We start from the raw sequence: 22,795 nt of genomic DNA on the forward strand, positions 1-22,795 counted from the left end.
AGGTCGTTCGGCCGGGGTCAACACTCGGACAGGAAGGCGTAGAGCTGGCCGAGTCGCTGGTCGGGCCGGGCGAGGGCGGACAAGGGCACGTCCTTTCCGAAGGTTCGGGCGAAGTCGCCGCGCATGCGGGCGAAGTCCAGGGAGTCCAGGCCGAGTTCGCCAAGCCGGCGGGACTCGTCCCAGCGGTGGACGTAGGCGCGGAGGAAGCTGCGGACGGGGTCGGCTTCGTCGCCTGCGCCGGTTGCGTCGTCCGCCGCCGGGGTGCGCTCAGCGGCCGGCCGGCCCGCGGCGGCGGGCTGCCCGGCGGGCAGCGACGCGACCAGGGGGTTGCCCGCCCAGGGCGAGGCGGGCCAGTCGATGTCGCAGACGGCGAGGTTGCGGGCGGGGGCGCTCCCGGAGAGCAGGCCCGCGACGACCTTCCCGAGCAGCGCGAGTGCCGTGCCGGCGGGCAGCGGGCTCTCCCCGCCGCCGCGGGCGGCCTCCCCCGCTCTGGCGTTGGCTGCGGCCATCCCGGTCGCCTCCCAGGTGCCCCAGCCGACCGCCACGAGGGCCGGGCCGCCCGCGCCGGGGTGCGCCCAGTGGGCGTGGGCGTCTGACCAGCCGTTGGCGGCCGCGTAGTTGGCCTGTCCCGCGGCACCGAGCAGGGAGCTGGTCGACGAGAAGGCGGTGACCCACGCGGCACCGGCCCGCCCGGCCAGCTCCATCAGGCGGGGCAGCGCCAGCTTCGGAGCGAGCACCGCGGGCAGCCGGGAGGCGTCCAGGTTGCGCAGCACCCCGTCGTCCAGCGCCCCGGCCAGGTGGAAGACCCCGGCCAGCGGTCCGGTACGTGCGGCGAGCGCGCCGGGGTCGAACGGGGCGGCCAGGTCCAGCGCGAGGAACCGCACGCCGGGGCGCAGCCCGGAGGGCGCGGTGCGGCCGGTGACGGTCACCCGCTCCGGCGGTACGCCCTGGTGGTGGATCAGCCAGTCGGTGACGGCCCGCCCGATGCCACCGGTGCCGCCGGTGACCAGGTAGCCGCCGTCGGCGGCGCCCAGCGTCCCGGGCGGCAGCGGCGGCAGGACCGCGGGCGCGAGCCGCCGGGCGAGCAGGTGCCCGCCGCGCAGCAGTACGTCCTGCTCCCCCGGGTGGCCGCCCACCCGGCCGAGCAGCCGCCCGACCGCGGCACCGTCCCACCCGCCCGCGGGCCACGGGTCGACATGCACCCGCCGCACCCGCAGCCCCGGCTCCTCCAGCACGAACGCCCGCGTGAGCCCCGCGACCAGCCCGCTGTCCGCAGCCGCGGGCAGCACCAGCGTCAGCCCGCCCCGCGCCTCCCTCTCGGCGAGGCTCCTCAGCACCCCGAGGAACCCGGCGCAGTACGCCTCCGCGTCGCCGTCCCCGGGCGGCGGGCACACGAGCACCGCCTCACGGTCGGCACGGTTCAGCACTCCTTGCAGGAACCCCGCGGAGGTGCCGGCGTCGTACACGCCCCAGGGCACGCCGGGGGGCGTCATCGTCCCGGCAGGGCTGCCGACCGCCACGGCTGCGCCACCCGGCGCCGGCTCGCCCTGCGGTGCTCCGTCCGGCGCCGGCTCACCGGCCGCCCGAGCCACGCCGGCCGCCTCCCCCGGCGCGGACCTGCCATGCGACGCCACCGATGCCACGGGCGCCGGCTCACCGGCCGCCTCCCCCGGCGCGGACTCGCCCCCCGCACCGCCTGAGGTGGCGCCCGTCCCGCCCGGCGCGGCCTCACCGTCGCCCGCCACCGCCCGCGCCGCGGGCAGCGGCTCCCAGCGGACCTCGTGGACCTTGCCGTCCCATGTGCCCGGGTGCGCCGGCCGGGGGGTGAGGCGGGACAGGAAGGGGAGGAGGCGGGCGAGGATCGCGTCGCGTTCGTGGAGCATGAAGTCGTGGGCGCCCGGGTGGGTTTCGACGTCGACGAGCGGGCTCGACGTCGCCGCTGCCCACCGGGGCGCCGCCGCCGGGGGGAAGGACGGGTCGTGCGTGCCGCAGTGCACCTGGAGGGGCGCCGCGAGCGGGGGCCGGCCGGTGGCACGGCGGCGGGCGGTGACGCGCCGCTCGGTACGGGCGTCCCACGCCAGGTCCGCGCGGAGCAGCGGCAGCACCGTCTGCTGCCAGCGCGGGTCGGCGCGGACCTCGTCCGGGGCCATCAGGTACGTGTCGGCGGGTGCGCCGGGGTCCGCGGCGGCGGGGCCGAGCGGGGCGCGGCCCACCGCGCAGAAGGCGGCGACCCGGCCGTCTTCCGCCCAGCCGGCGAGCGGCCCGCCGAGCAGGTCGAGGGCCAGCGCGGCGCCGAAGCTCAACCCGCAGAAGGCCACGGCCGCTTCTCCCGGGTCGCCCGCGTCGGCCGCGATGGCCTCGGCGAGGTGGGCGAGCACCGCGGTGTCCTCGTCGTCGCCGGCCGGTACGGGCAGCCCCGACCGGCCCCCGCGGCCCGGCGGTTCGACCGCCACGACGTCGAGCCACGGCGGCGCCGCGTGCGCCCAGGAGCGGACGGCGGAGCTGTCGCCGCCCGCGTAGGGGAAGCAGTAGAGCCGGGTGTGCGCGGCGGGCTTGCGGACGTGGCGGACGAGCGGCCCGTCCGTACGCTCCTCGTTCCCGTCCGCGCTCGTACGGCCCACGTACGGCGAGGCGTCCGGCTTCGTCCAGTAGCGGCTGCGGTCGAAGACGTACGTCGGCAGCAGCAGCCGTAGCGCGGGGTCCCCCGCGGGCTCGCCCTCATGCAGGGCGGCGAAGTCCAAGTCCACCCCACGGCACCACAGTTCGCCCAGCACCGACAGCAGTGACCGCTCGTCGTCCTCGGCCGGGTCGGCCGCGTGCGGCAGGGCGGCGAGTGCGACCGGCGCCGAATCCTGCCCGGCGTCCAGGCACTTGGCGGTGAGCGCGGTCAGGACGCCGCCGGGTCCGATCTCCAGGATGACGTCCGGCGACCACTTGAGCAGGGTCGCCACGTCCTCGCGCCACCGCACGGTCGACGTCACGTGCTCGCCCCAGTACGTCTGCGGCTGGTGGCGGGCGTCGAGCCAGGTGCCGGTGAGGTTGCTCGCGGTCGGCACGTCGGGGACGCGCGCGGGCAGGTGCGCGGCGGCGGCGTCGAGTCGCGCGGCGACCGGGGCCATCAGGGCGCTGTGGAAGGGGTGGGAGACCGGCACCGTCCTGCACGTGAAGCCCTGCGCGGGCAGTTCCGCGGCCGCGGCGCGCAGGGCGTCCGGGGTGCCGGAGACCACCGTGCGGCCGGGGGCGTTGAGGGCGGCCGTCCACAGGTCCTCGCGGCCCGCGAGCCATCCCGCGAGCCGGTCCTCGTCGCCGACCACGCTCAGCATCCCGCCGGGCGCCGACTCCTCGGTCGCGCGGGCGCGTACGGCGACGAGCATCGCCGCCTCGTCCAGGGTGAGCAGCCCCGAGAGCGCGGCGGCCGCGTATTCGCCGATGCTGTGGCCCGCGACGGCGACGGGGCGTACGCCGAGGTCGACGAGGGTGCGCGCGAGTGCGTACTCGACGGCGAACAGGCCGCACTGCGTCGTCAGGGGGCGCTGCACCGATGCGTCGTCCGCGTCGAGGACGAGCGGGGCGGGGTCGGTGCCGAGGTGGGCCGCGAGGGCTTCTGCCGCGGCGTCGAAGTGCCGCCGGAAGCGGCCGCCGTCCGCCCGTCCGCGGTAGAGGCCGCGGGCCATCGCGGCGGTCTGCGAGCCCTGGCCCGAGAAGACGAACGCCACGGTGGCGCCTCGGGCGCCGTTTCCTGCTGCTCGGTGCAGCCACTCTCCCGTTGCGGTGTCCAGCACGGCGGCCCGCCGCAGGGGGTACGCCTCCCGCGTCAGGTGCCACGCGCGTACGGCGCCGGCCGTCTCCTCGGCGGAGAGCCCTTCGAGCGCGCGCTGCAGCGCGTCCGCGGTGCTCTCCAGCGCGCTTTCGCTCCTCGCGGACGTGGTGACGAGCTGCAACGCGCAGTGCGCCGACGGCTCTTCGCGGACCGGGCTGCCTTCGCCCGGCCCATCGCCCGCCGGTGGTCCGGAGCGGACCGGACTGCCCCCTTCGGACGGAGACGACGCGCCACCCGGCTGGTCGCGCCCCTCAAGCGCGCCCTCCGCCGCGGAGGCGACGCCCCCCACAGGGGCGCCCCCTCGCGCGGAGGGTGACGGGGCCGGAGGCGGAGGCGGCTCCTCCAGGACGACGTGCGCGTTCGTGCCGCCGATGCCGAAGCTGGAGACGCCGGCCCGGCGGGGGGACTGGGCGGGGGAGACCTCCCAGGGCTCGTGGTGGGTCTGGATGGTGAAGGGGGTGCCCTCGTGGTCGACGAAGTCGACGAGTTTGGGGTTCACCGTGTGGAAGTTGACCGTGGGGACCAGTTCGCGGTGGTGGAGGCAGAGCACCGTCTTGATGAGGCCGGTGATACCGGCGGCACAGTTGGCGTGGCCGATGTTCCCCTTCACGCTGCCCAGCGCGCACTCCCCAGGACCCGGCGCGGCGGCGCCGTCCGCGCGGTGGCGGGCGAAGGCGTCGGACAGGCCCTTGACCTCGATCGCGTCGCCGACATGCGTGGCCGTCGCGTGGCACTCGACGTACGAGATCTGCTCGGAGCCGATGCCGGCCATGGCGATCGCGTCGGAGATGCACTGCTCCTGCGCGCGGGCGCTGGGCGCGGTGTAACCGGCCTTCATGCGGCCGTCGTTGGAGACGCCGTAGCCGGACAGGACGGCCCAGACGTGGTCGCCGTCGGCGAGCGCGTCGTCCAGGCGCTTGAGCACGACCGCCCCGACCGCGTCGCCGAACAGCGTGCCGCTCGCGGCCTCGTCGAAGGGCCGCACCCGGCCGTCGACGCTGCCGACCAGGCCCTCTTCGTACCGGTAGCCGAAGTTGGGGAAGTTGAGCGACGAGGCCCCCGCCAGGGCCATGTCGCACTGGCCGGCGGCCAGCGACTGCGCGGCCTGGGCGACGGCGACGAGCGCGCTGCTGCACGCGGAAGTGACGGTCGCGGCGGGTCCGCCGAGGTCGAGGAGGTAGGCGACCCGGGTCGCGATGTAGTCCTTCTCGTTGCCGATCTCGGTGAGGAAGAGCCCGGCGGGGTCCAGCGGCCGGGTCAGGCCGCCGCCTTCGAGGTGGTGGATGAGGTAGCCGTCGATGCCGCAGGCGGCGAAGACGCCGGTGCGCCGCCGGTAGGGGTTGTCGCGGCGGGCGTAGCCGGACTGTTCGAGTGCGGTCGCGGCGACCTCGACGAAGAGCCGGTGCTGCGGGTCCATGAGCACCGCCTCGCGCTGCCCGATGCCCCACATCTCCGCGTCGAACGCGTCCGCGTCGTCGACGAGTTGGGCGGCGGCCACCCACTGCGGGTGGGTGACCACCTCCTCGGGTACGCCCTTGGCGCGCAGTTGCTCGGCGGTGAAGGTGGTCAGCGCGTCGGTGCCGTCCTTCAGGTTGGACCAGAAGGCGTCGATGTCCTGCGCCCCGGGGAAGCGTCCCGCCATGCCGACGACGGCGATCCTGGTGCCGTCCTGCCGGGGCGGGCGCGGGCGCTCCCGCACGGCTGGCGAGGCAGCGGCGCCGGAGCAGCGGGCGGCGAGTTCGCGCAGCGTGGCGTACTGGAAGACGTCGACGACTGGCAGCGCGATGCCGTACCGCTCGGCGAGCAGGCCGGACAGCCGGGCGGCGCTGAGCGAGTCGCCGCCGACGTCGAAGAAGTTGTCGTCGGGGCCGGCCGCGCGCAGGCCGAGCACCTCCGTCCAGGCGTCGGCGACCCGCTGCTCGGCCGTGCTGAGCGGCCCCGCGGCACCGGGCTCGGGCTCGGGCTCCTCGGACGGGGCGGGCAGCGCGGACAGGTCGAGCTTGCGGGAGTCGCTGCGGGTGAAGGGCAGCGCGTCGAGTCCGATGACGTGGCGGGGCCGTGCGTACTCCGGCAGGTCGCGGCCCGCCTTGCCGCGGGAGCGGGCGAGCAGCGTCGGCGAGGGGCTGCCGTCGTCGCCGAGGACGTAGGCGAGCAGGTGGGACGGCTGGCCGGTGCGCGGGTCCTGGACCGGCCGCACGATGACCCGGGCCACGCCCTCCTGGTCCTCCAGTACCGCCTCGACGGCCCGCAGCGACACCTTGAAGCCGCGCAGTTTGACGACGTCCCCGGTCCTGCCGAGCAGTTCGAGGCCGCCGCCGGGCAGGAACCTGCCACGGTCGCCGGTGCGGTAGAAGACCTGGCCTGCGAAGGCGGAGCCGGCCAGCGCGGGCGGGCAGGGCACGAAGCGCTCGGCGGTCTTGGCGGGGTCGTCGAGGTAGCCGGTGGCGACGCCGGGGCCTGCGACGTACAGCTCGCCCACCGACCCGTACGGCACGGGCTCGCCGTCGTCGTCGAGGAGGGCGGCGGCGCTGCCGTCGAGGACGTGCCCGACCGGTGCGCAGCCGGATGTTCCCGTGGGCGGTGTGCCGGGCGGGCGCGGCAGCAGGTCGGCGAAGGAGACGTCCAGGCTCTCCCACGTGCTGTAGGCGTTGACGACCCGCACGTGCGGCGGCAGCAGCGCCGCGGCCTTGTCCACGACGCGGGTCGGGACGACCTCGCCCATCAGGAAGACGATCTCCATGTGGGCGAGGCTGTCGGCCAGTCCGGGTCCTGCGGCCGGGTGGTCCAGGACGCTCTCGAAGAGCGACGGCGGCACCACGATGCGGGTGATCCGCTCCTGCCGGAGGGTGCCGACCAGCCGGACCGGGTCGAAGACGTGGTCGTCGGGCACCACGACCGCGGGGCGGCCCTGGAGCAGCGGCCGCAGGCACTCCCAGGCGAAGAAGACGTTCAGGCCGTCGCGGGAGGTGTCCTGGTACGGGTAGAGCGCGTAGCGGGCGTCGAAGCAGTACAGGCAGCCCAGGTGGGTGTTGAGCACCGCCTTGGGGGTGCCGGACGTGCCGCTCGTCATGGAGATCAGGGCGATGTCCGACGGTGCGACGTCGGGCAGTTCGGGCGGGGGCGTCGTGGGGGCCGTGGGGGCCGTCCACCGCTCGGGTGTCAGGACGAGCAGCCGCTCGGGGGTGGTGTGGGTGTCGGGGAGCAGCCCGACGAGGTCGGGGGTGGTGACGACCGTGGTGACGCCTGCGCCGGCGAGGAAGCCGGCCAGCAGCGAGGGCGGCCAGTTCTTCTCCAGCAGGCAGGCGGGGGTGCCGGCGGCGAAGCAGGTCAGCAGGGTGATGGCGTACTCGGCGGAGTGCGGCAGCAGCAGGCCGACGACGTCGCCCTTCTCGACGCCGCGGCCGGCCAGTTCCGATGCCAGGCCCAGGGCGCTGTCGCGCAGCTCGCGGTAGGTCCAGGAGCGGGGGCCTTCGCTGAGTGCCGGCCGGTCGGGGGCGGCGTCGGCCTGTTCACTGAATCTGGCCCATAAGCTCCGGGTCGGCGGCGGGTACGGGCTGCCCGCGACGGCGATGGACGGCCCTGAGGCGGTCCGCAGCCGGTCCAACTGCCGGGTGAGGCCGGTCAGGAGGGCCTGCCGGGAGTCGACGGTGTAGAAGTGGCCGCCGGGGAGCGTCTCCACCGGTACGTCGCCCTCGAAGTGGTCCCGCCAGGCCCGCAGTTCGCCGGGGGCCACGGTGCGGTCCGTGCTGCCGCCGTAGACGACGCAGGGGACGGGGAGCCGGCCGCCGGCCGGCGGGGCGTACTCCTCGTCGAGCCTCAGGTCGGCCCGGAGCGGCGGGAGTACGAGGTCGAGCAGTTCTTCGTCCTGCAGCAGTTCGTCGGGGATCAGACCCCATAATCGCACCCGGCCGAGGAACTCCTCGTGCGGCAGCCCGTGCGCGGGCCGGTCCGGCGGGAGGTGGGGCGCCCGGTGCGCCGAGACCATCAGCAGGCCAGGACATCGGCCGCGCAGGCCGACGAGCCGGCGGCTGACCTCGAAGGCCACCAGGGCGCCGAAGCTGTGGCCGAAGAAGGCGAACGGAGCGCCGTCGTCGAGCCGTTGGACCATCTCGACGAGGTCGTCCACGAGGTCCGTGAACCGCTCGTGCGGGGCGTCCTTGCGGCGGCGGCCGCGGCCGGGCAGCGCGTAGCTGACGACTTCCACGTCGTCGGGCAGCCCGGCAGGCCAGTCCTGGAACGCCGTGTGATTTCCGCCGGCGTGCGGAAAGGCGAACAGGCGTAAGGCCACGTCCTCGCGGCGGGCGATGACGACGGGCTCGACGCCGCCCGTCGGACCGTGGGAGTTCATGGAACGCGGCAAAGCGGTTTCCCTCCCCCGTCAATACGGTGGAACCCTGGTGACCCGTGACAATACCTGTGCCATACACGACGGTGCGGGACGTGCAGGAGAACAGAAAGCACCAGGTCCCGAGAAGGGGGACTCTGCTCTGCTTGCGGAAAACTGGCGATTATTTTTACAGTGGCCGACACTCGTCGTCAAGGCCGTCAGGAAGAGCGATTTCAGGCCTGGGTGATTGGCTCGATCGTGGGGTTCGCAATGGCGAGGTAGTCCTTGGTCGACAGTGCGATCGTGCGGTCGAGCCGGCCGGCGTTGAAGAACACCTCGGGGAATTCCAGCAGCTCAGGGTCCATGAACAGGCCCATCCGCTCGTCGAAGGAGAACGGCGGGATGGTGCCGACCGGGGTGCCCGCCAGCTCCTCGGCGACTTCCGGTGTGGCGAACGAGGCGTATGTGCCGTTGCACAGGGTCTTCATACGGTTGAAGTCGACACGGCGATCTCCCGGAAGGACCGCGGCCGCGTACCGCTTCTCCTTCTTTCCGATCTTCACCATGATGACGATGCACTTGGCGGCCTGTCGCGGATCGTGCCCGCGCAGCCGGCTGACCGCCTCTGTCACGCCTTCCGGCTCGTGCTCGATGATCCGATAACTGGCGCCGTGCTCGTCGAGGAGCGAGATCAGCTTGCCGTACACGTCCTCAGAGGCCATCGGTGCCCACTGCTCCCTGACTGAAGAAATACCTGTCCGCCGGGTGAATTGCCCCCGCACAAAAGCCGATAGGGAAATCGCGGCGTGCGTTCTTGTCGGGTTGCCGAGCATACCCGATCGGACGGACCGTCAGACGGGCGCGGCCGCGGGCCCGCGGGTGGCCTCCGCCCACCGCACCGCTCGCGGGGTCAGCGCGCCGCAGCCGAGCAGCAGGGCGCCCAGCACCGCCCAGCCCGGCGGCCCGTGGTCGAGGCAGACCGCGGCGAGCACCGCGGGCGCCGCGGCGTTCGCGCCACCCACGCCGAGCCCGAAGATCCCGGCGTACTGCCCCTGGAGGTGCGGCCGGGCCAGGCCGAAGGCGAGCTCGAACGAGGCGGCGGCCTGCCACAGTTCGCCGAAGGTGTAGACGACGGTCGCGACGAGGAGCACCAGCAGCGCGGACCACCAGGCCAGCCCGGACATGGCGCCGATCAGCACCGTGGAGACCAGCAGTGCGGCCCCCGCCCACCGCATCCGCAGCGCCGCGGTGCGCGGGTCGGTCACCCCGCGGCTCACCCGGACCTGGAGCGCGACCACCAGCACCCCGTTGACGAGCATGATCCCGGTGATCGCGGCGCGCGGGGCCGAGGTGTTCTCGACGATCCACAGCGGCAGCGCGAACGTCGGTATCGCCAGGTGCAGCGACATCCCGCCGTTGATCAGCGTCACGGCCAGGTAGGCGCGGTCGGTCAGCGCCGCCCACCGGCTGTGGGCCGGGTCCACGGGCAGCGGCGGTACGTGCGGCAGCCGGGTGAGGATCGCGGCGGCGACCAGGAAGGTCCCGGCGGCGGCCAGGATCAGGCCGACGTAGACAGGCCCCGAGTCGAGCTGGATGCCGACGGTCCCGATGAGCACGCCCGCCATGATGGCCACGTTGGTGATCGCCCGCTGGTAGGCGAGGTAGGCGGTCGCGTCGGCACCGGCCAGCGCGCGGATCAGCGGCGCCCGGCTCGCCACGGCCGCCGAGCCGACCGCGGTGGTCAGCAGCGAGACCAGCGCGAGCGCCCAGAAGGAGCGGGCCACCGCGAAGCCCGCGGTGGCCGCCACTCCGCACATCATCGTGGCCACGTGCACCTCGCGCGGGCCGCGCCGGTCGGCGAGGTGGCCGATGTACGGCCCGAAGACCAGCCCGAGCACGGCCCCGACGGTCAGGCCGAGCCCGACCCGGACCGCGGACATGCCGACGATCCGGGTCAGGTAGAGCATGGTCGTGCCGGCCAGCATGCCGCCGCCCACGGTGACCGCGAAGGACGCCCCGGCGAGCAGGCGCTGCGGCCCGGGCTCGGGCAGGGCGCGGCGCACGGCGGCGCGCAGCCTGCCCGGGCGAGGGCCGGCTAATCGCGGCGGCTCGGGCGACTGCGGCGGCTCCGGCTCCGCCGGCTCCGCAGCCGTCCCGCCGCGGGGCGGGCCGCCGGCACGCTTCACCGGCCCTCGTACAGCCAGTCGCGGTACTCGCGGTCCGGCCAGTTGGCGTTCTGCCAGGCCCACCGCTGGCCGCTGTTGAGGTTCGGCCGGGCGACCACGAGCCGGTCGTCGATCCAGGTGCGCAGCTCCACCACCCGCTTGTCGAAGTCCTCGACGCTCTGCGTGGACAGCAGGATCGCGCCGAGCATGTCGGCGGAGGCGGAGAACTTCGTGGACAGCGTGGCGCCCGGCGGCACGTACGTCTGGGCGAAGATCACGTCGGGCTCGGCGATCAGCTCGTCGGGTGTCGGGTAGCTGATCACGGTGCCCGCGGTGCCGTAGAAGCCGACGCAACCGATGACGTCGGGGGTGACGTTGACCTTCAGGTCGGGGCGGCGGCCGAGCGCGCACAGCAGCGCGGCCTCGGCGAGGTCGACGTTGAACTTCGCGTGCACCTGCTCCTGGGTGAGCGCTCCGCCGCGCCGGGCGGCGCACTCGCTGAAGACGATCCGGCCGGTGCCCGGTTCGCGGAACAGCTCCATGTGGAAGACGCTGTCCTGCAGCCCGAGCGCGGCGATGGCCGCGCGCACCACGGGTTCGGCGCTCGCGTACGCCTCCGCATCCTTGGTGGGGTCCAACCGGCGCAGTGAGATGGGCACTTGGCCGCTCACGGCCTCAAGGCAGGGCTCGGTGTAGGCGCCGAGGCCGAAGAAGATCACCTCGCCGCCGAAGACGATGCCCTCCGCCATCCACTCGTCGCCCTCGACGAACTCCTCCAGCAGGAAGGTGCGGCTGGTCTCCTTCTGCTCGCGGAAGGCGCGGCTGGCGTCCTCCAGGTCCTTGCGGGAGGTCACCACGCTGGTGGAGGTGGTGCCGCCGCCGGCGATCGGCTTGAGGACGGCGCGCTCGAAGTCGAAGGGGACGTCGGCGACGTCGAAGACGTCGGGAACGACGACGGCCCGCGTGACCGGGACGCCGGCGTCTCGGAGGCGGGCCTTCTGGAGGGACTTGTCGCGGAAGTGCAGGGCGGTGACCGGGTCGATGGTGCGACAGCCGAGGGCGCGCGCCAGGACGGCGGTGGTGACCGCGGCGTACTCCCAGGTGGTCTGCACCGCGTCGAACCTCAGGTCGCCCAGGCCCTCGCGGTGCAGGGCGCCGAGTATGTCCTCGACGTTGGTGACGTCGTCGACCCGTATCAGCCGCCCCCCGGTCGGCAGCCGCACCCGGCCCGACTCGTACGCACCGGAGTTGCTGATCACCACCGCGTCCACCTGGTGGCGCTCGCAGGCCCTCAGTACGTAGCTGTCGGCCCCCACTAACAGGACGGTCGGCCTACTCATGTCCCCTCCAAGCTCTCCGGTCCTCGTGACACTCCGTGTGGTAAAGCCCGCGTAGTGTAACAGGGCGGGGAGGCGCCCCCACAGGGGCACCAGGGGTCGTTTTTACGCTCCCTGCGGCCCCTGGGAGGCGCCCTGCCGGGGACTACAGGCCGCGGGCCAGGTGGTAGTAGGCCTGGTTCCAGCGGATCTCCCTGGTGAACTGGCGGATGTCGGTGTCGGTGTCGATCATCAGCAGCTCGGTGCCCAGGAGGTCGGCGAGGTCGGTGAGTTCCTCGGCGCCGATCGCGGTGGACAGCACCGTGTGGTGCGGGCCGCCCGCGGTCAGCCACGCCTCCGTGGAGGTGCGCAGATCGGGGGCGGGCCGCCACACCGCGCGGGCCACCGGCAGGGCGGGCAGCGGCTCGACGGGGTCGACGATGTCGATCTGGTTGGCGACCAGCCGGAAGCGGTCGCCCATGTCGGCCAGGCCCACCACGACCGCGGGTCCCGGGGCGGCGTCGAAGACCAGCCGGACCGGGTCCTCGCGGTTGCCGATGCCCAGCGGGTGGATCTCGCAGCTCGGCTGCGCGCCGGCGATGGTGGGGCAGACCTCCAGCATGTGGGCGCCGAGGATCAGTTCGCTGCCCGGAGCCAGGTGGTAGGTGTAGTCCTCCATGAAGGAGGTGCCGCCCGGCAGCCCCGCGCCCATGGCCTTGATGGTGTGCAGCAGCGTGGCGGTCTTCCAGTCGCCCTCGCCGCCGAAGCCGTATCCGTCGGCCATCAGCCGCTGCACGGCCAGGCCCGGCAGCTGCCGAAGTCCCCCGAGGTCCTCGAAGTTGGTGGTGAAGGCGCCGAAGCCGCCGTCGTCGAGGAAGGTCCGCAGGCCCAGTTCGATACGGGCCGCGTAACGCAGCGAGTCGTGCCGGTCGGCGCCCGCGGCCAGTTCCGGTGCCAGGCGGTAGGCGTCGGCGTACTCCTTGACCAGGGCGGTGACATCGGCGTCGGAGGCCGAATCGACCGCCTCGACCAGGTCGTTGACGCCGTAGGTGTTCACCGACACCCCGAAGCGCAGCTGCGCCTCGACCTTGTCGCCCTCGGTCACCGCGACGTCGCGCATGTTGTCGCCGAAGCGGGCCAGCTTCAGCCGGCGCAGCGCCGCGTGGCCGACCGCGGCCCGCATCCAGGCGTGGATGCGCGCTCCGACCTGCGGGTCGGTGACGTGGCCCGCCACCGTCTTGCGGGTGACGCCGAGCCTGGACTGGACGTAGCCGAACTCCCGGTCGCCGTGGGCGGCCTGGTTGAGGTTCATGAAGTCCATGTCGATGGTGGACCAGGGCAGTTCGACGTTGGCCTGGGTGTGCAGGTGCAGCAGCGGCTTGCGCAGCAGGTCCAGGCCGCCGATCCACATCTTCGCCGGGGAGAAGGTGTGCATCCAGGCGATCAGCCCGACGCACCCCGGGTCGGAGTTCGCCTCCAGGACGATGCCGGTGATCGCGGCGGCGTCGGTGAGCACCGGCTTCCACACCACCCGCGCCGGCCCGCCCGGCAGCGCGGCGAGCTGGTCGGATATCTGCCGGGACTGCTCGGCGACCTGCGCGAGGGTGTCGGGACCGTACAGGCCCTGGCTGCCGGTCAGGAACCAGACCTCTGCGGTGGGGGTGGAGTTCATGCGGTGGCTCCTCGGTCGGTGGCGGGGCGTTCGGTGGCGGGCGCGGGCTGGCCGTAGACGTTCTGGTAGCGCTCGTAGAGCCGGTCGATGTCAGAGCCGGCGATCGGCAGCGGATCGCCCAGCTGCCGCGAGATGTGCACCGTCCGGGCCACGTCCTCGCACATCACCGCGGCCTTCACCGCGGCACGGGCGTCCCGTCCCACCGTGAAGACGCCGTGGTTGCGCATCAGCACCGCGGGCGAGCGGTGGCCCTCCAGCGTCTCGACGATGCCCCGCCCGATCGAGTCGTCCCCGATCAGCGCGAACGGCCCCACCGGGATCTCCGCCCCGAACTCGTCGGCCATCGCGGTCAGGACGCACGGCACCGCCTCGCCGCGGGCCGCCCACGCGCACGCGTACGTCGAGTGGGTGTGCACCACCCCGCCGACCTCGGGCATGTGCCGGTAGACGTACGCGTGCGCCGCGGTGTCCGACGACGGCGACAGGCCGCCGCCCTCCACCACACGGCCCTGGAGGTCGCACACGATCATGTTCGCGGGCGTCAGCCGGTCGTAGTCCACCCCGCTGGGCTTGATCACGAAGAGATCGGCGTCCGGCACCCGGGCGGAGACGTTTCCGGCCGTCCACACCACCAGGTTGTAGCGGACCAACTCCTGATGCAGGTCGCTGACCTGCTCACGCAGGCGCGCGACGGCGCCGGCCGGTGCGGGGGGACTGCTCATGGCGAAGAACCTCGGTCTCGTCTCTCGGATAGTGAGCGCTAACAAAAATAGTGATCGCTAACAATCTGCGGTGTGTGCCGACCCGGCACCTCACGCCTCCCGGGCCGTGCGCAGCGCGCGCAGCCGGTGCATGACCTCGTTGCCGCCGCGGCCGAAGTGGTCGTGCAGGGTGCGGTACTCGGCGTACAGCAGGTCGTACGCGGCCGCCCGCTCCGGATCGGGGACGTAGACCGCCCGCTCGATCCGCCCCATCGCCTCCGAGGCGCTGCGGATGTCCGGGTACTCCCCCGCCGCGACCGCCGCGTGGATCGCCGCGCCCAGCGCGGGACCCTGCTCGGAGGCCAGCAGGTTGATCGGGCGGCCCAGCACATCGCTGTAGGTCTGCATCAGGAAGGCGTTCTTCAACAGCCCGCCCGCCGCAGTGAATTCGCCCACCGGCACGCCCGACTCCTCGAACGCCTCGATGATCGTGCGGGTGCCGAACGCGGTCGCCTCGACCAGCGCCCGGTAGATGTCCTCGGGGCGGGTGTCCAGCGTCAACCCCACGATCAGTCCTGACAGATGGTGGTCGACCAGCACCGAGCGGTTGCCGCTGTGCCAGTCCAGCGCCACCAGGCCGTGCCCGCCGACCGGCTGCGACGCGGCCTTGCGGGTGAGCAGCTCGTGCACCGAGACGCCCTCGCGCCGGGCCTCGGCGGCGTACTCGTGCGGCGCGGCGGTGCGCACCGCCCACGCCAGGATGTCGCCCACCCCGCTCTGCCCGGCCTCGTAGCCCCACAGCCCGGGCACCACGCCGTCGCGGACCACCCCGCACATGCCGGGGACCTCGCCCAGCACGTCGGAGTTCATGATGTGGCAGGTCGAGGTGCCCATGATCGCCAGCATGTGGCCGGGCTCCAGCGCCCGGGCCGCCGCGCTGGTGACATGCGCGTCCACGTTGCCCACCGCGACGACCGTGCCCTCCCGAAGCCCGGTCAGCGCCGCCGCCTGCGCGCTCAGCTTCCCCGCCGGGGCGCCGAGTTGGGACAGCGGGTGCTCCAGCTTGGCGGTGAAGTCCGCGAAGTCCGGGTGCAGCGAGGCCAGGAAGGCCGCGTCGGGGTAACGGCCGTCCTGGTGGATGCCCTTGTAGCCGGCCGTGCACAGGTTTCGGTTCTCCGAGCCGGTCAGCTGCCACACGATCCAGTCGGCCGCCTCGATCCACCGCTCGGTGGCGGCGTAGACCTCCGGGTCCTCGCGCAGCATCTGCAGCGCCTTCGCGTACTGCCACTCGCTGGAGATCTTCCCGCCGTAGCGGGGCAGCCAGTCCTGCCCCGACTCCTCGGCCGCCCGCACGATCGCGTCGGCCTCCGGCTGGGCCGCGTGGTGCCGCCACAGCTTGGGGTACGCGTGCGGCCGGTCCGCGAAGTCCGGCAGCTCGCTCAGCGGCGTACCGTCCGCGAGCGCCGGCAGCACCGTGCACGCGGTGAAGTCGGTGGCGATGCCGACCACCTGCTCGGCCCGCACCCCGGCCGCCGCCAGCGCGCGCGGCACCGCGAAGCGCAGCACGTCGCGCCAGTCCTGCGGGATCTGCAACGCCCAGTCGGGCGGCAGCACATGGCCGCTGCCGGGCAGCACACCGTCCACCACGCCGTGGGTGTACTCGTGCACCGCGCTGCCCAGCTCGGCGCCGTCCTCGACGGCGACGACCAGTGCGCGGCCCGACAGGGTCCCGAAGTCGACACCCACGGTCACGGCGGGCGAATCGGTGGTCATAGATGCTCTCCAGATATGCGGGAGGTCCCGGCGGCGCCCGTGGCGTGCCGGAACCTTCGTGCGGGCCGCCGCGCGGGCGGCCCTGGCGGCCTCAGGACGACGTACTGCTGCGCCGGACGATCAGCCGGGGTTCGATCACCACGCGCTCACCGTCATGGCTGGTCGAGCCGGACTCCAACTGGGACACCAGCAGGCGGATGCTGGCCTGCCCGACCGCGGCGAAGTCCTGCCGGACGGTCGTCAGCGGCGGGGCGAAGAACTCGGCCTCGGGGATGTCGTCGAAGCCGGCGATCGCGACCTGGCCCGGGACCGAGAGGCCCGCCTCGCGGAAGGCCCGCATCAGGCCCAGCGCCATCTGGTCGTTGGCCACGAACACGGCGGTGACGTCGGCGGACGTCCTGCGGGCCGACCCGGCGGCGACCCGCCCGGCCAGCTCCTGGCCCGCGCGGTAGCCCGACAGCGGCGTCCAGTCCCCCACCAGCGGCGGCGGCACCTCGACGCCGGCCTCCTCCAGGGTGCTGCGCCAGCCGTTCACCCGGGCCTCGGCCTCGAACCAGTCCGGCGGCCCGGCGACATGCCACACCGTACGGTGGCCGACCCCCAGCAGATGGCTGGTCGCCAGCCGCGCGCCCAGCTCCTGGTCGACCGACACCCCCGCTATCGGCAGCGAGTGCCCGCCCTCCACGGTGACGACCGGGAACGGCAGGCGCAGTTCGGCCAGCGCGGCGACGGCCTCGCGGTGCGGCACTATCACCACGATGCCCTCGACGCCCCAGTCGCTCAGGTGGTCGATGGCCTCTTCGAGCGCCTTGGCCGTGTAGCGGCGCAGCGTGACGGCGGAGACCATGTAGCCCTCGTCGCGGGCGGCCTCCTCCAGGCCGAACAGCGTGCTGGCGGGACCGAAGAGCGTCGGGTTGCACGCCACCACCCCGAGGGTGAGGGTGCGCCGGGTGACCAGGGCTCTCGCCGAGGAGTTGCGCCGGTAGCCGAGCTGCTCGATGGCCCGCTGCACCTCGGCGCGGGTCGTGTCGCGCACGTTGGGGTGGTGGCTGAGCACGCGCGAGACGGTCTGGTGCGAGACGCCTGCCACCTGGGCGACATCCGCCATCGTGGGCGCGCGGCCCCGGCGGGCGTGCCCGTCGCTCTGCGCGGTGTGCGACATGGTTCTCCGATCCGTGATGATGTCATTGTTAGCGCTCACAGCACAGATCGTCAAGGCCAGCGCACCACCCACTCCACGTGGGGCGCCCCCGAGCCTATTGCCCCACCGGGCGGTGCGTCGCCCCCGACGCGAGGGGGCTCTGCGGTCCGTCCCGGACCACCGGCGCAAGGGGGCTCTTCGGTCCGTCCCGGACCACCGGCACAAGGGGGCTCTTCGGTCCGTCCCGGACCACCGGCGCAAGGGGGCTCTTCGGTCCGTCCCGGACCACCCGCCGGTGGTGGTGGGCTGAGCGCGCAGTTCCCCGCGGAGGAGGGCAAGCCCTCAAGGTGGCGCTGGGGGTACCTCCACGACGGGCCGCACGTCGCCACCGGCCCAAAGGGGCTCATCGGTCCGATACGGACCACCCGCCGGTGGAGGGCTGAGCGCGCAGTTCCCCGCGCCCCTGGTGTGCCCCCCTTGCGCAAGTGACCGCGACACCACCGTCACGTGGAAACGGACCGCCACCGCGTCCAGGTGGCGCTGGGGGTGCCCCCAGGCGAAGCCATGGGGGGCGGAATGCGCGATCAACCGTCGACGGGCTGTACGGCGCCACCGGACCGGAGGGGCTGTTCGGTCCGATACGGACCACCCGCCGGTGGCCGGCTGAGCGCGCAGTTCCCCGCGCCCCTGGGTGGCACCCTCATGCGGCGACGGGCCGCCAGCCGATCAGGGGCGCGGGGAACTGCGCGACCAGCCCACCACCGGCCGTCGTGTGGCCACGGACCGCCAGCGCATCCAGGTGGCGCTGGGCGCGGCCAACCGTCGACGAGCTGCACGTCGCCACCGGACCGGAGGGGCTGTTCGGTCCGATACGGACCACCCGCCGGTGGACCCGTCACAGCGCGCCCGCAGGGGGAACCGCGCGCAGGCCTCCCCGGCAGGGGAAGGCGGCCAGGGCGGCGACGCAGGCCGCGGAGGCCAGGGTGGTGGGGAGGGAGCGGGTGGCGAGGGGGCCGGCGAGGGCCGCGCCCAGGGCGAATCCGGTGAGCTTCACGCTGGCTCCCGTCGTGAAGACCTGCGCACGCAGGTGTTCCGGGGCCTCCCGGTGCCGGATGGCGAACAGTGCGGCCAGTTGGGGGCCTTCGCCGAGCCCGGCCAGGAGCGCCGCCGCGACGAGCACGACGGGTTGGCCCCAGGCCGCCAGGGCCAAGGCCGCCGCCTGGACGAGCGCGCCGGCCCGGATGACCGCGGCCGGGGCGACCGCCCGCGGGAAGCGGGCGAGTACCGCGTTGGCCACCAGAGCCGAACCCGCCGCGCAGGCGAGGAGCACCGCCCCCCGTCCGGCTCCGCCCAGAACCCGCTCCCCCAGCAACGGAACGCAGGCCATCAGCATGCCCTGGGCGACGCAGGAGAGGACCGAGGCGAGAGTCGCCCGCGCCAGCGCGGGCCTTCCGGCGACGACCCGCAGTCCGGCCGCCAGGGTCGCAGCCCTCCTCACCCGGCCGGGTCGGCCGGGTCGGCCGGGCAGAGCCCACGCGGCGGGCAGCGCCAGCGCGATGAGCATCAGCGCGACGACGACCGCGGTCCGAGCTCCCACCGCCTGCGCCACCCCGCCGGCGAGAGCCGGACCGGCCAGGCTCGCCACCCCGAAGGTCATCGCGTCGAACGCGTTCGCCCGGGGCAGGCGGTCGCCGTCCACCACGCGCGGCAGTTGGGCCGTCCATCCGCCCGACAGGGCCGGCCCCGTCAACCCCGTCACCACAGCGATGGTGATCGTGACCGCGAACGGCACCCGCCCGAGGCCCAGGAGAACCGCCCCCAGCCCCACCGCGTACAGCGCCAGCGCTCCGGCGAGCAGGCGACCTGGCCGTGCGGCCCTGTCGAGGAGCACCCCGAGCACCGGCCCCCCGACCGCGGCGGAGATCGTGATGCCCGCGAGGAGCGCCGACGCGTCGGCGGTCGACCCGGCCAGGGCGAATCCGGCCAGCATCAGCGCGGGTCCCGACATCTCGTCCCCGGCGCGGGCCACCGTCGCCCCCGCAAGATAGAAGGTGAGCGAGTAACGCCTTCTCATCGAAGCGACGTTACGGTGGTAACTCAGAACCTTTCAAGATGCGTTACATTCGCACGGTGTCCACCGACAGCGACGACTGGTCCACCCGGCACTCCGTACTGGCCACGGCCCGGCGGGCCGCCGCACTCGTCAACGCCCTGTCCGGCGACCGCCCCGACCCGGCCGACGTCGCCGACGTCGCCGACGTCCTCCGCGCGTACGGCGAGACGGACCCCCTCGACCTCACCGCCCACGACGTCGCCGGGATGCGTACGGCAGCCGCCCTGCTACGCCAGGTCTTCGCCGCCGAGCACGCCGACGCCGCCGCGGCCGTCCTCAACCGCCTCCTCCAGGAGCACACCGGGCCGCTCCGCCTGACCTCGCACAGCGGCAGCACCCCCTGGCACCCGCACGTCGACCGCGACGACGACGGACCCTGGGACGAATGGCTCCTCGCCTCGTCCTGCCTGGCCCTGGCCGTCCTGGTCTGGGATCGTCAGCATCCGCCCGGCAGGATCTGCGCCTCGCCCAGTTGCGACAACGTCTTCATCACCCAGGGCAGCGGCCAGGAACGCCGCTACTGCTCCCGCCGGTGCGCAACCCGCGAACGGGTCGCGGCCCACCGGCGCGCCCACGCCGGCGGATGAGCGGGGGCGCCGCACGCAGCAGCACCCCCGCGCACCGCGTCAGCGGTAGAGGTGGAGGTCCGCCACGCTCCACCAACTGCCCGAGGCAGCCGTCTGGTTCACCCGGACGTAGCGTGCGACGGCAGCGGACCGCAGGTCGACGTTCGTGAGCTGGCCCGTACCGGCGCCCGAGGCGACGTCACGCCAGTGCGTACCGTCGTCGCTCAGCGACAGCGTCCAACCACGGGCGTAGTCACCGAGGTTGTCACCGCTGTCGATCCCCACCCGCCGGAAGGCGACCCGGTGGCCCAGGTCGAGCTGGACGTACTGGCCCGGGGTCTGCGCGGCCCCGGTGGTCCAGCGGGTGGACCCGTCGCCGTCAGCAACGAGTGCCGCCGAGGCGGGGGTTGAGGCCGAGACGGTGGCACCGTCGAGCGGCACCTCGTGCAGCGGGCTCACGAGCCGCCCGTCACGCGGCCAGGTGAAGGTGGCCAACGCCCCGCCCGGCAGCGTGTAGTCGAAGCTCTCGCCGCCCACCGCGACGGTGAAGGACCGCGGGTTGTCGTTCTCGTTGTGCACGACCAGCGCCGTGGAGCCGTCCGGGTTGCGGAAGGCGACGTCGGTGAGCTGGCCGTTCCAGCCGGTCGTGCCGTAGTTCGTGCTGCCGATGCGGACCGCACCCGGCTTCACGAACTTCGACAGGTGGCCGATCGTGGAGTATTCGGCGTTGGTGGTGACGGTGCCGTCGGGCGCGACGGTCAGCAGCGCCGAGCAGGTGTCGCAGCCGCCGTTGTGCGGGCCGCCCGCCGGGTCCAGGGCGAGGTTCCAGTCGGCCACGGACTTGGCCCAGTTGCGGGTGGTGCCCACCGTGATCGTGCGGGCGTGCCAGGTGAGGGTGCCGCGGAAGATCTGCGCGGGCGTGTCGGTGGCACCGTGCGAGCCCGAGCACTCGGTGAACCAGATGCCCTTGTCCGGGTGCGCGTCGTGCAGCGCGGTCTGCGCGCTGGGGTCGCCGGAGTAGCAGTGGTACGCGGTACCGGCGATCCAGCGGGCGGCGGAGCTGTCCAGCACCTCGTACGGGTAGTCCGTCTGCGGGTCCTCGCCCAGCTTCTCGGCGGTCGCGATGTCGCCGGGGTGGGTGGTCCAGTTGTGGTCGTACGCGAGGATCTTCGTCCGCGGGCTCGCCTCGCGCAGCAGCGGGCCGAGCGCCTCGATGACGGCGACCTCCTGCCGCACGTCCAGGTCGGTGCCGGGGTACGCGTTCGGCGCGCGGTTCTGCGGCTCGTTCTGGACGGTGAGGTAGTCGACGGGGACGCCCGCGGCCGCGTAGGCCTGCACGAACTTCACCAGGTAGCGGGCGTACGCCTGGTAGACGGCCGGGTCGTCCTTGAGGTGCCCGCCGACCAGCGAGTCGGAGTCCTTCATCCAGGCCGGCGGGCTCCACGGCGTGGCCATCACGGTGAGCTGCGGGTTGAGCTGCCTGGCCTGCCGCAGCAACGGCAGGATCTGCGCCTGGTCGTGGGCGACGCTGAAGTTCTTCAGGCCGAAGTCGGTCTGCCCTGCGGGCATGTCGTCGTACGTGTAGTGCGCGGCCGCTGCGGTGAAGTCGGAGGAGCCGACGGGCTGGCGCAGGAAGCTCACGCCGATGCCCTGCCGCGGGTCGAACAGCTTGCGCATCGCCGCGGCGCGCGCCGCCGCGGGCAGCGAACTGAGCACCGCCGCGGAGGAGTCGGTCATCGCGCCGCCGAAGCCGTCCATCCGCTGGAAGGTCTGGTTCGGGTCGACGGTGATCGTCGTCAGATCGGAGCCGCCGGCGTGGAACGCGACGCTTGCCTGCGGCTGCAGTTGGGCGGAGTCGTCGGCGGTGGTCAACCACACATGCGCGCTCGGCTGCGTCTTGTGGGTGGCCGGAGCCGCGGTCGCCGCGGCGGGCAGGCAGGTCAGGCACAGAGCGGCGGCGCTGACCGCCGCGGCGCCCAGGGTGCGTCTCATCGGGAGCTCCTTGAAACACATGTAACACGTTGGAAACGTTGGGGTGTTCCGCCCAGGGAACCGTTGCGCTGCCTTGCCTGTCAAGGCTTGTGCCGCACGTCCGGAGCGCCAGGTTCCGGCCGCGGATGTAACACCTCGCTGTAACGCCTCGCCATTCGCCGCCGGGCGGCCACCGTCCCAGAGGGGCTCACGGTCCGATCCGGACCACCCGCCGGTGGCCGGCTGAGCGCGCAGTTCCCCGCGCCCCTGGGCGGCACCCCCCTTGCGCAGGGGACCGCGCGACCACCGCGCCCAGCGGAAGCGCACCCTCCCGCGGGAGAGGCACCCCCACGGCACCGCGCCCAGCGGATGCGTACCGCTGGATAGGGATGTGGCCCACACATCGGTGGGGCTCTTGTGGCGGTAGGCACCATCGTCGGGGCGGGGTGCGGAAAATACCGTCACCGGGCATGGACGACGACCGCAGCATCCTGGCGACACACGGCCTGTGCAGGGACTTCCAGGGCTTCCGCGCCGTGAACGCGGTGGACCTGGCGGTCGCCGAGGGCACCGTGCACGCACTCGTCGGACCCAACGGGGCAGGAAAGACAACCCTGTTCAACCTGCTCACCGGGTTTCTCCCGCCCACCGCAGGGCGGATCACCTTCGCCGGCCAGGACATCACCGGGCAGCCGCCCGAGCGGATCGCCGCCCGCGGCATCGCGAGGTCCTTCCAAGTGACCAGCCTCTTCGCGCAGATGGGCGTCCGCGCCCACGTGGAGCTGGCGCTCCAGGCGCGCGAGGGCCTGGGCCGCCGCTTCTGGCGCAGCGAGAACCTGATGCGCCGCTTCTCCGCCCCGGCCCAGGACATCCTCGCCGAGGTCGGCCTCGCCGACCTCGCGGAGCGGCCCGCGGGCAGCCTGCCGTACGGGCAGAAGCGGGCACTGGAACTCGCGCTCGCGCTCGCGCTGGACCCGCGGCTGCTGCTGCTCGACGAACCGACCGCGGGGATGGGCCTGGAGGACGTCGACCGCACGGTCGCCCTCATCGCCCGTATCCGCAAGGGCCGGACCGTGGTGATGGTCGAGCACAACATGACGGTCGTCGGCTCGCTGGCCGACACGGTGACGGTGCTCCAGCGCGGCGAGGTCCTGGTGACCGGCCCGTACGAGCAGGTCAGGAGCGACCCGCGGGTCGTCGAGGCGTACTTGGGAGCCGACGTTGCTTGAG

At 73.6% G+C, this 22,795-nt stretch carries 12 protein-coding genes; 2 read left to right on the forward strand and 10 right to left on the reverse strand.

Annotated features, from left to right (window positions below; translation table 11 throughout):
- Nucleotides 1–17: 17 nt before the first annotated feature.
- The 9 genes from NFU81_RS40850 to NFU81_RS22970 all read right to left on the reverse strand — a co-directional run bounded on the left by NFU81_RS40850 (nt 18) and on the right by NFU81_RS22970 (nt 18,989).
- Nucleotides 18–8,168: a type I polyketide synthase gene (locus NFU81_RS40850; RefSeq protein ID WP_285833820.1), complete on the reverse strand. Its 8,151-nt coding sequence runs from the start codon at nt 8,166–8,168 to the stop codon at nt 18–20.
- 212 nt (nt 8,169–8,380) lie between these two features.
- Entirely contained in the window at nt 8,381–8,869 is a 489-nt protein-coding gene (locus NFU81_RS22935) for a YbaK/EbsC family protein (RefSeq protein WP_251492889.1), read from the reverse strand.
- Nucleotides 8,870–8,998: 129 nt separating this feature from the next.
- Complete coding sequence (locus NFU81_RS22940) at nt 8,999–10,333, reverse strand: MFS transporter (protein ID WP_251492891.1); 1,335 nt, start codon at nt 10,331–10,333, stop codon at nt 8,999–9,001.
- A complete protein-coding gene (locus NFU81_RS22945; protein ID WP_251492893.1) occupies nt 10,330–11,652 on the reverse strand; it encodes an ATP-grasp domain-containing protein in 1,323 nt (440 codons plus the stop codon). Before NFU81_RS22945 ends, NFU81_RS22940 begins: the two co-directional genes overlap by 4 nt.
- A 142-nt stretch (nt 11,653–11,794) precedes the next feature.
- On the reverse strand, nt 11,795–13,300 hold the full coding sequence (araA, locus tag NFU81_RS22950) for an L-arabinose isomerase (protein ID WP_251492895.1): 1,506 nt from the start codon (nt 13,298–13,300) through the stop codon (nt 11,795–11,797).
- On the reverse strand, nt 13,297–14,022 hold the full coding sequence (locus NFU81_RS22955) for an L-ribulose-5-phosphate 4-epimerase (protein WP_251492897.1): 726 nt from the start codon (nt 14,020–14,022) through the stop codon (nt 13,297–13,299). The genes araA and NFU81_RS22955 overlap by 4 nt, the downstream gene beginning before the upstream one ends.
- 90 nt (nt 14,023–14,112) lie before the next feature.
- Nucleotides 14,113–15,774 carry a ribulokinase gene (gene araB, locus NFU81_RS22960; RefSeq protein WP_251492899.1) on the reverse strand — a complete coding sequence of 554 codons (1,662 nt, stop codon included), beginning with the start codon at nt 15,772–15,774 and terminating at the stop codon, nt 14,113–14,115.
- A gap of 91 nt (nt 15,775–15,865) precedes the next feature.
- Nucleotides 15,866–16,936: a LacI family DNA-binding transcriptional regulator gene (locus NFU81_RS22965; RefSeq protein WP_251492988.1), complete on the reverse strand. Its 1,071-nt coding sequence runs from the start codon at nt 16,934–16,936 to the stop codon at nt 15,866–15,868.
- An 874-nt stretch (nt 16,937–17,810) separates the two neighbouring features.
- Nucleotides 17,811–18,989: an MFS transporter gene (locus NFU81_RS22970; RefSeq protein ID WP_251492900.1), complete on the reverse strand. Its 1,179-nt coding sequence runs from the start codon at nt 18,987–18,989 to the stop codon at nt 17,811–17,813.
- Between the two features lie 38 nt (nt 18,990–19,027).
- On the opposite strand from NFU81_RS22970, the gene NFU81_RS22975 reads away from it, so the two are divergent.
- A complete protein-coding gene (locus tag NFU81_RS22975; protein ID WP_251492901.1) occupies nt 19,028–19,615 on the forward strand; it encodes a CGNR zinc finger domain-containing protein in 588 nt (195 codons plus the stop codon).
- Nucleotides 19,616–19,654: 39 nt separating this feature from the next.
- On the opposite strand, the gene NFU81_RS22980 is transcribed toward NFU81_RS22975, so the two are convergent.
- Nucleotides 19,655–21,586 carry a glycoside hydrolase family 30 beta sandwich domain-containing protein gene (locus tag NFU81_RS22980; RefSeq protein ID WP_251492903.1) on the reverse strand — a complete coding sequence of 644 codons (1,932 nt, stop codon included), beginning with the start codon at nt 21,584–21,586 and terminating at the stop codon, nt 19,655–19,657.
- Nucleotides 21,587–22,035: 449 nt separating this feature from the next.
- Between NFU81_RS22980 and NFU81_RS22985 the strand changes: the two genes are divergently transcribed.
- A complete protein-coding gene (locus tag NFU81_RS22985; RefSeq protein ID WP_251492905.1) occupies nt 22,036–22,794 on the forward strand; it encodes an ABC transporter ATP-binding protein in 759 nt (252 codons plus the stop codon).
- The last annotated feature ends 1 nt before the right edge of the window (nt 22,795 follow it).

This window comes from Actinacidiphila cocklensis (assembly GCF_907177275.1).
GTDB classification, from domain to species: domain Bacteria; phylum Actinomycetota; class Actinomycetes; order Streptomycetales; family Streptomycetaceae; genus Actinacidiphila; species Actinacidiphila cocklensis.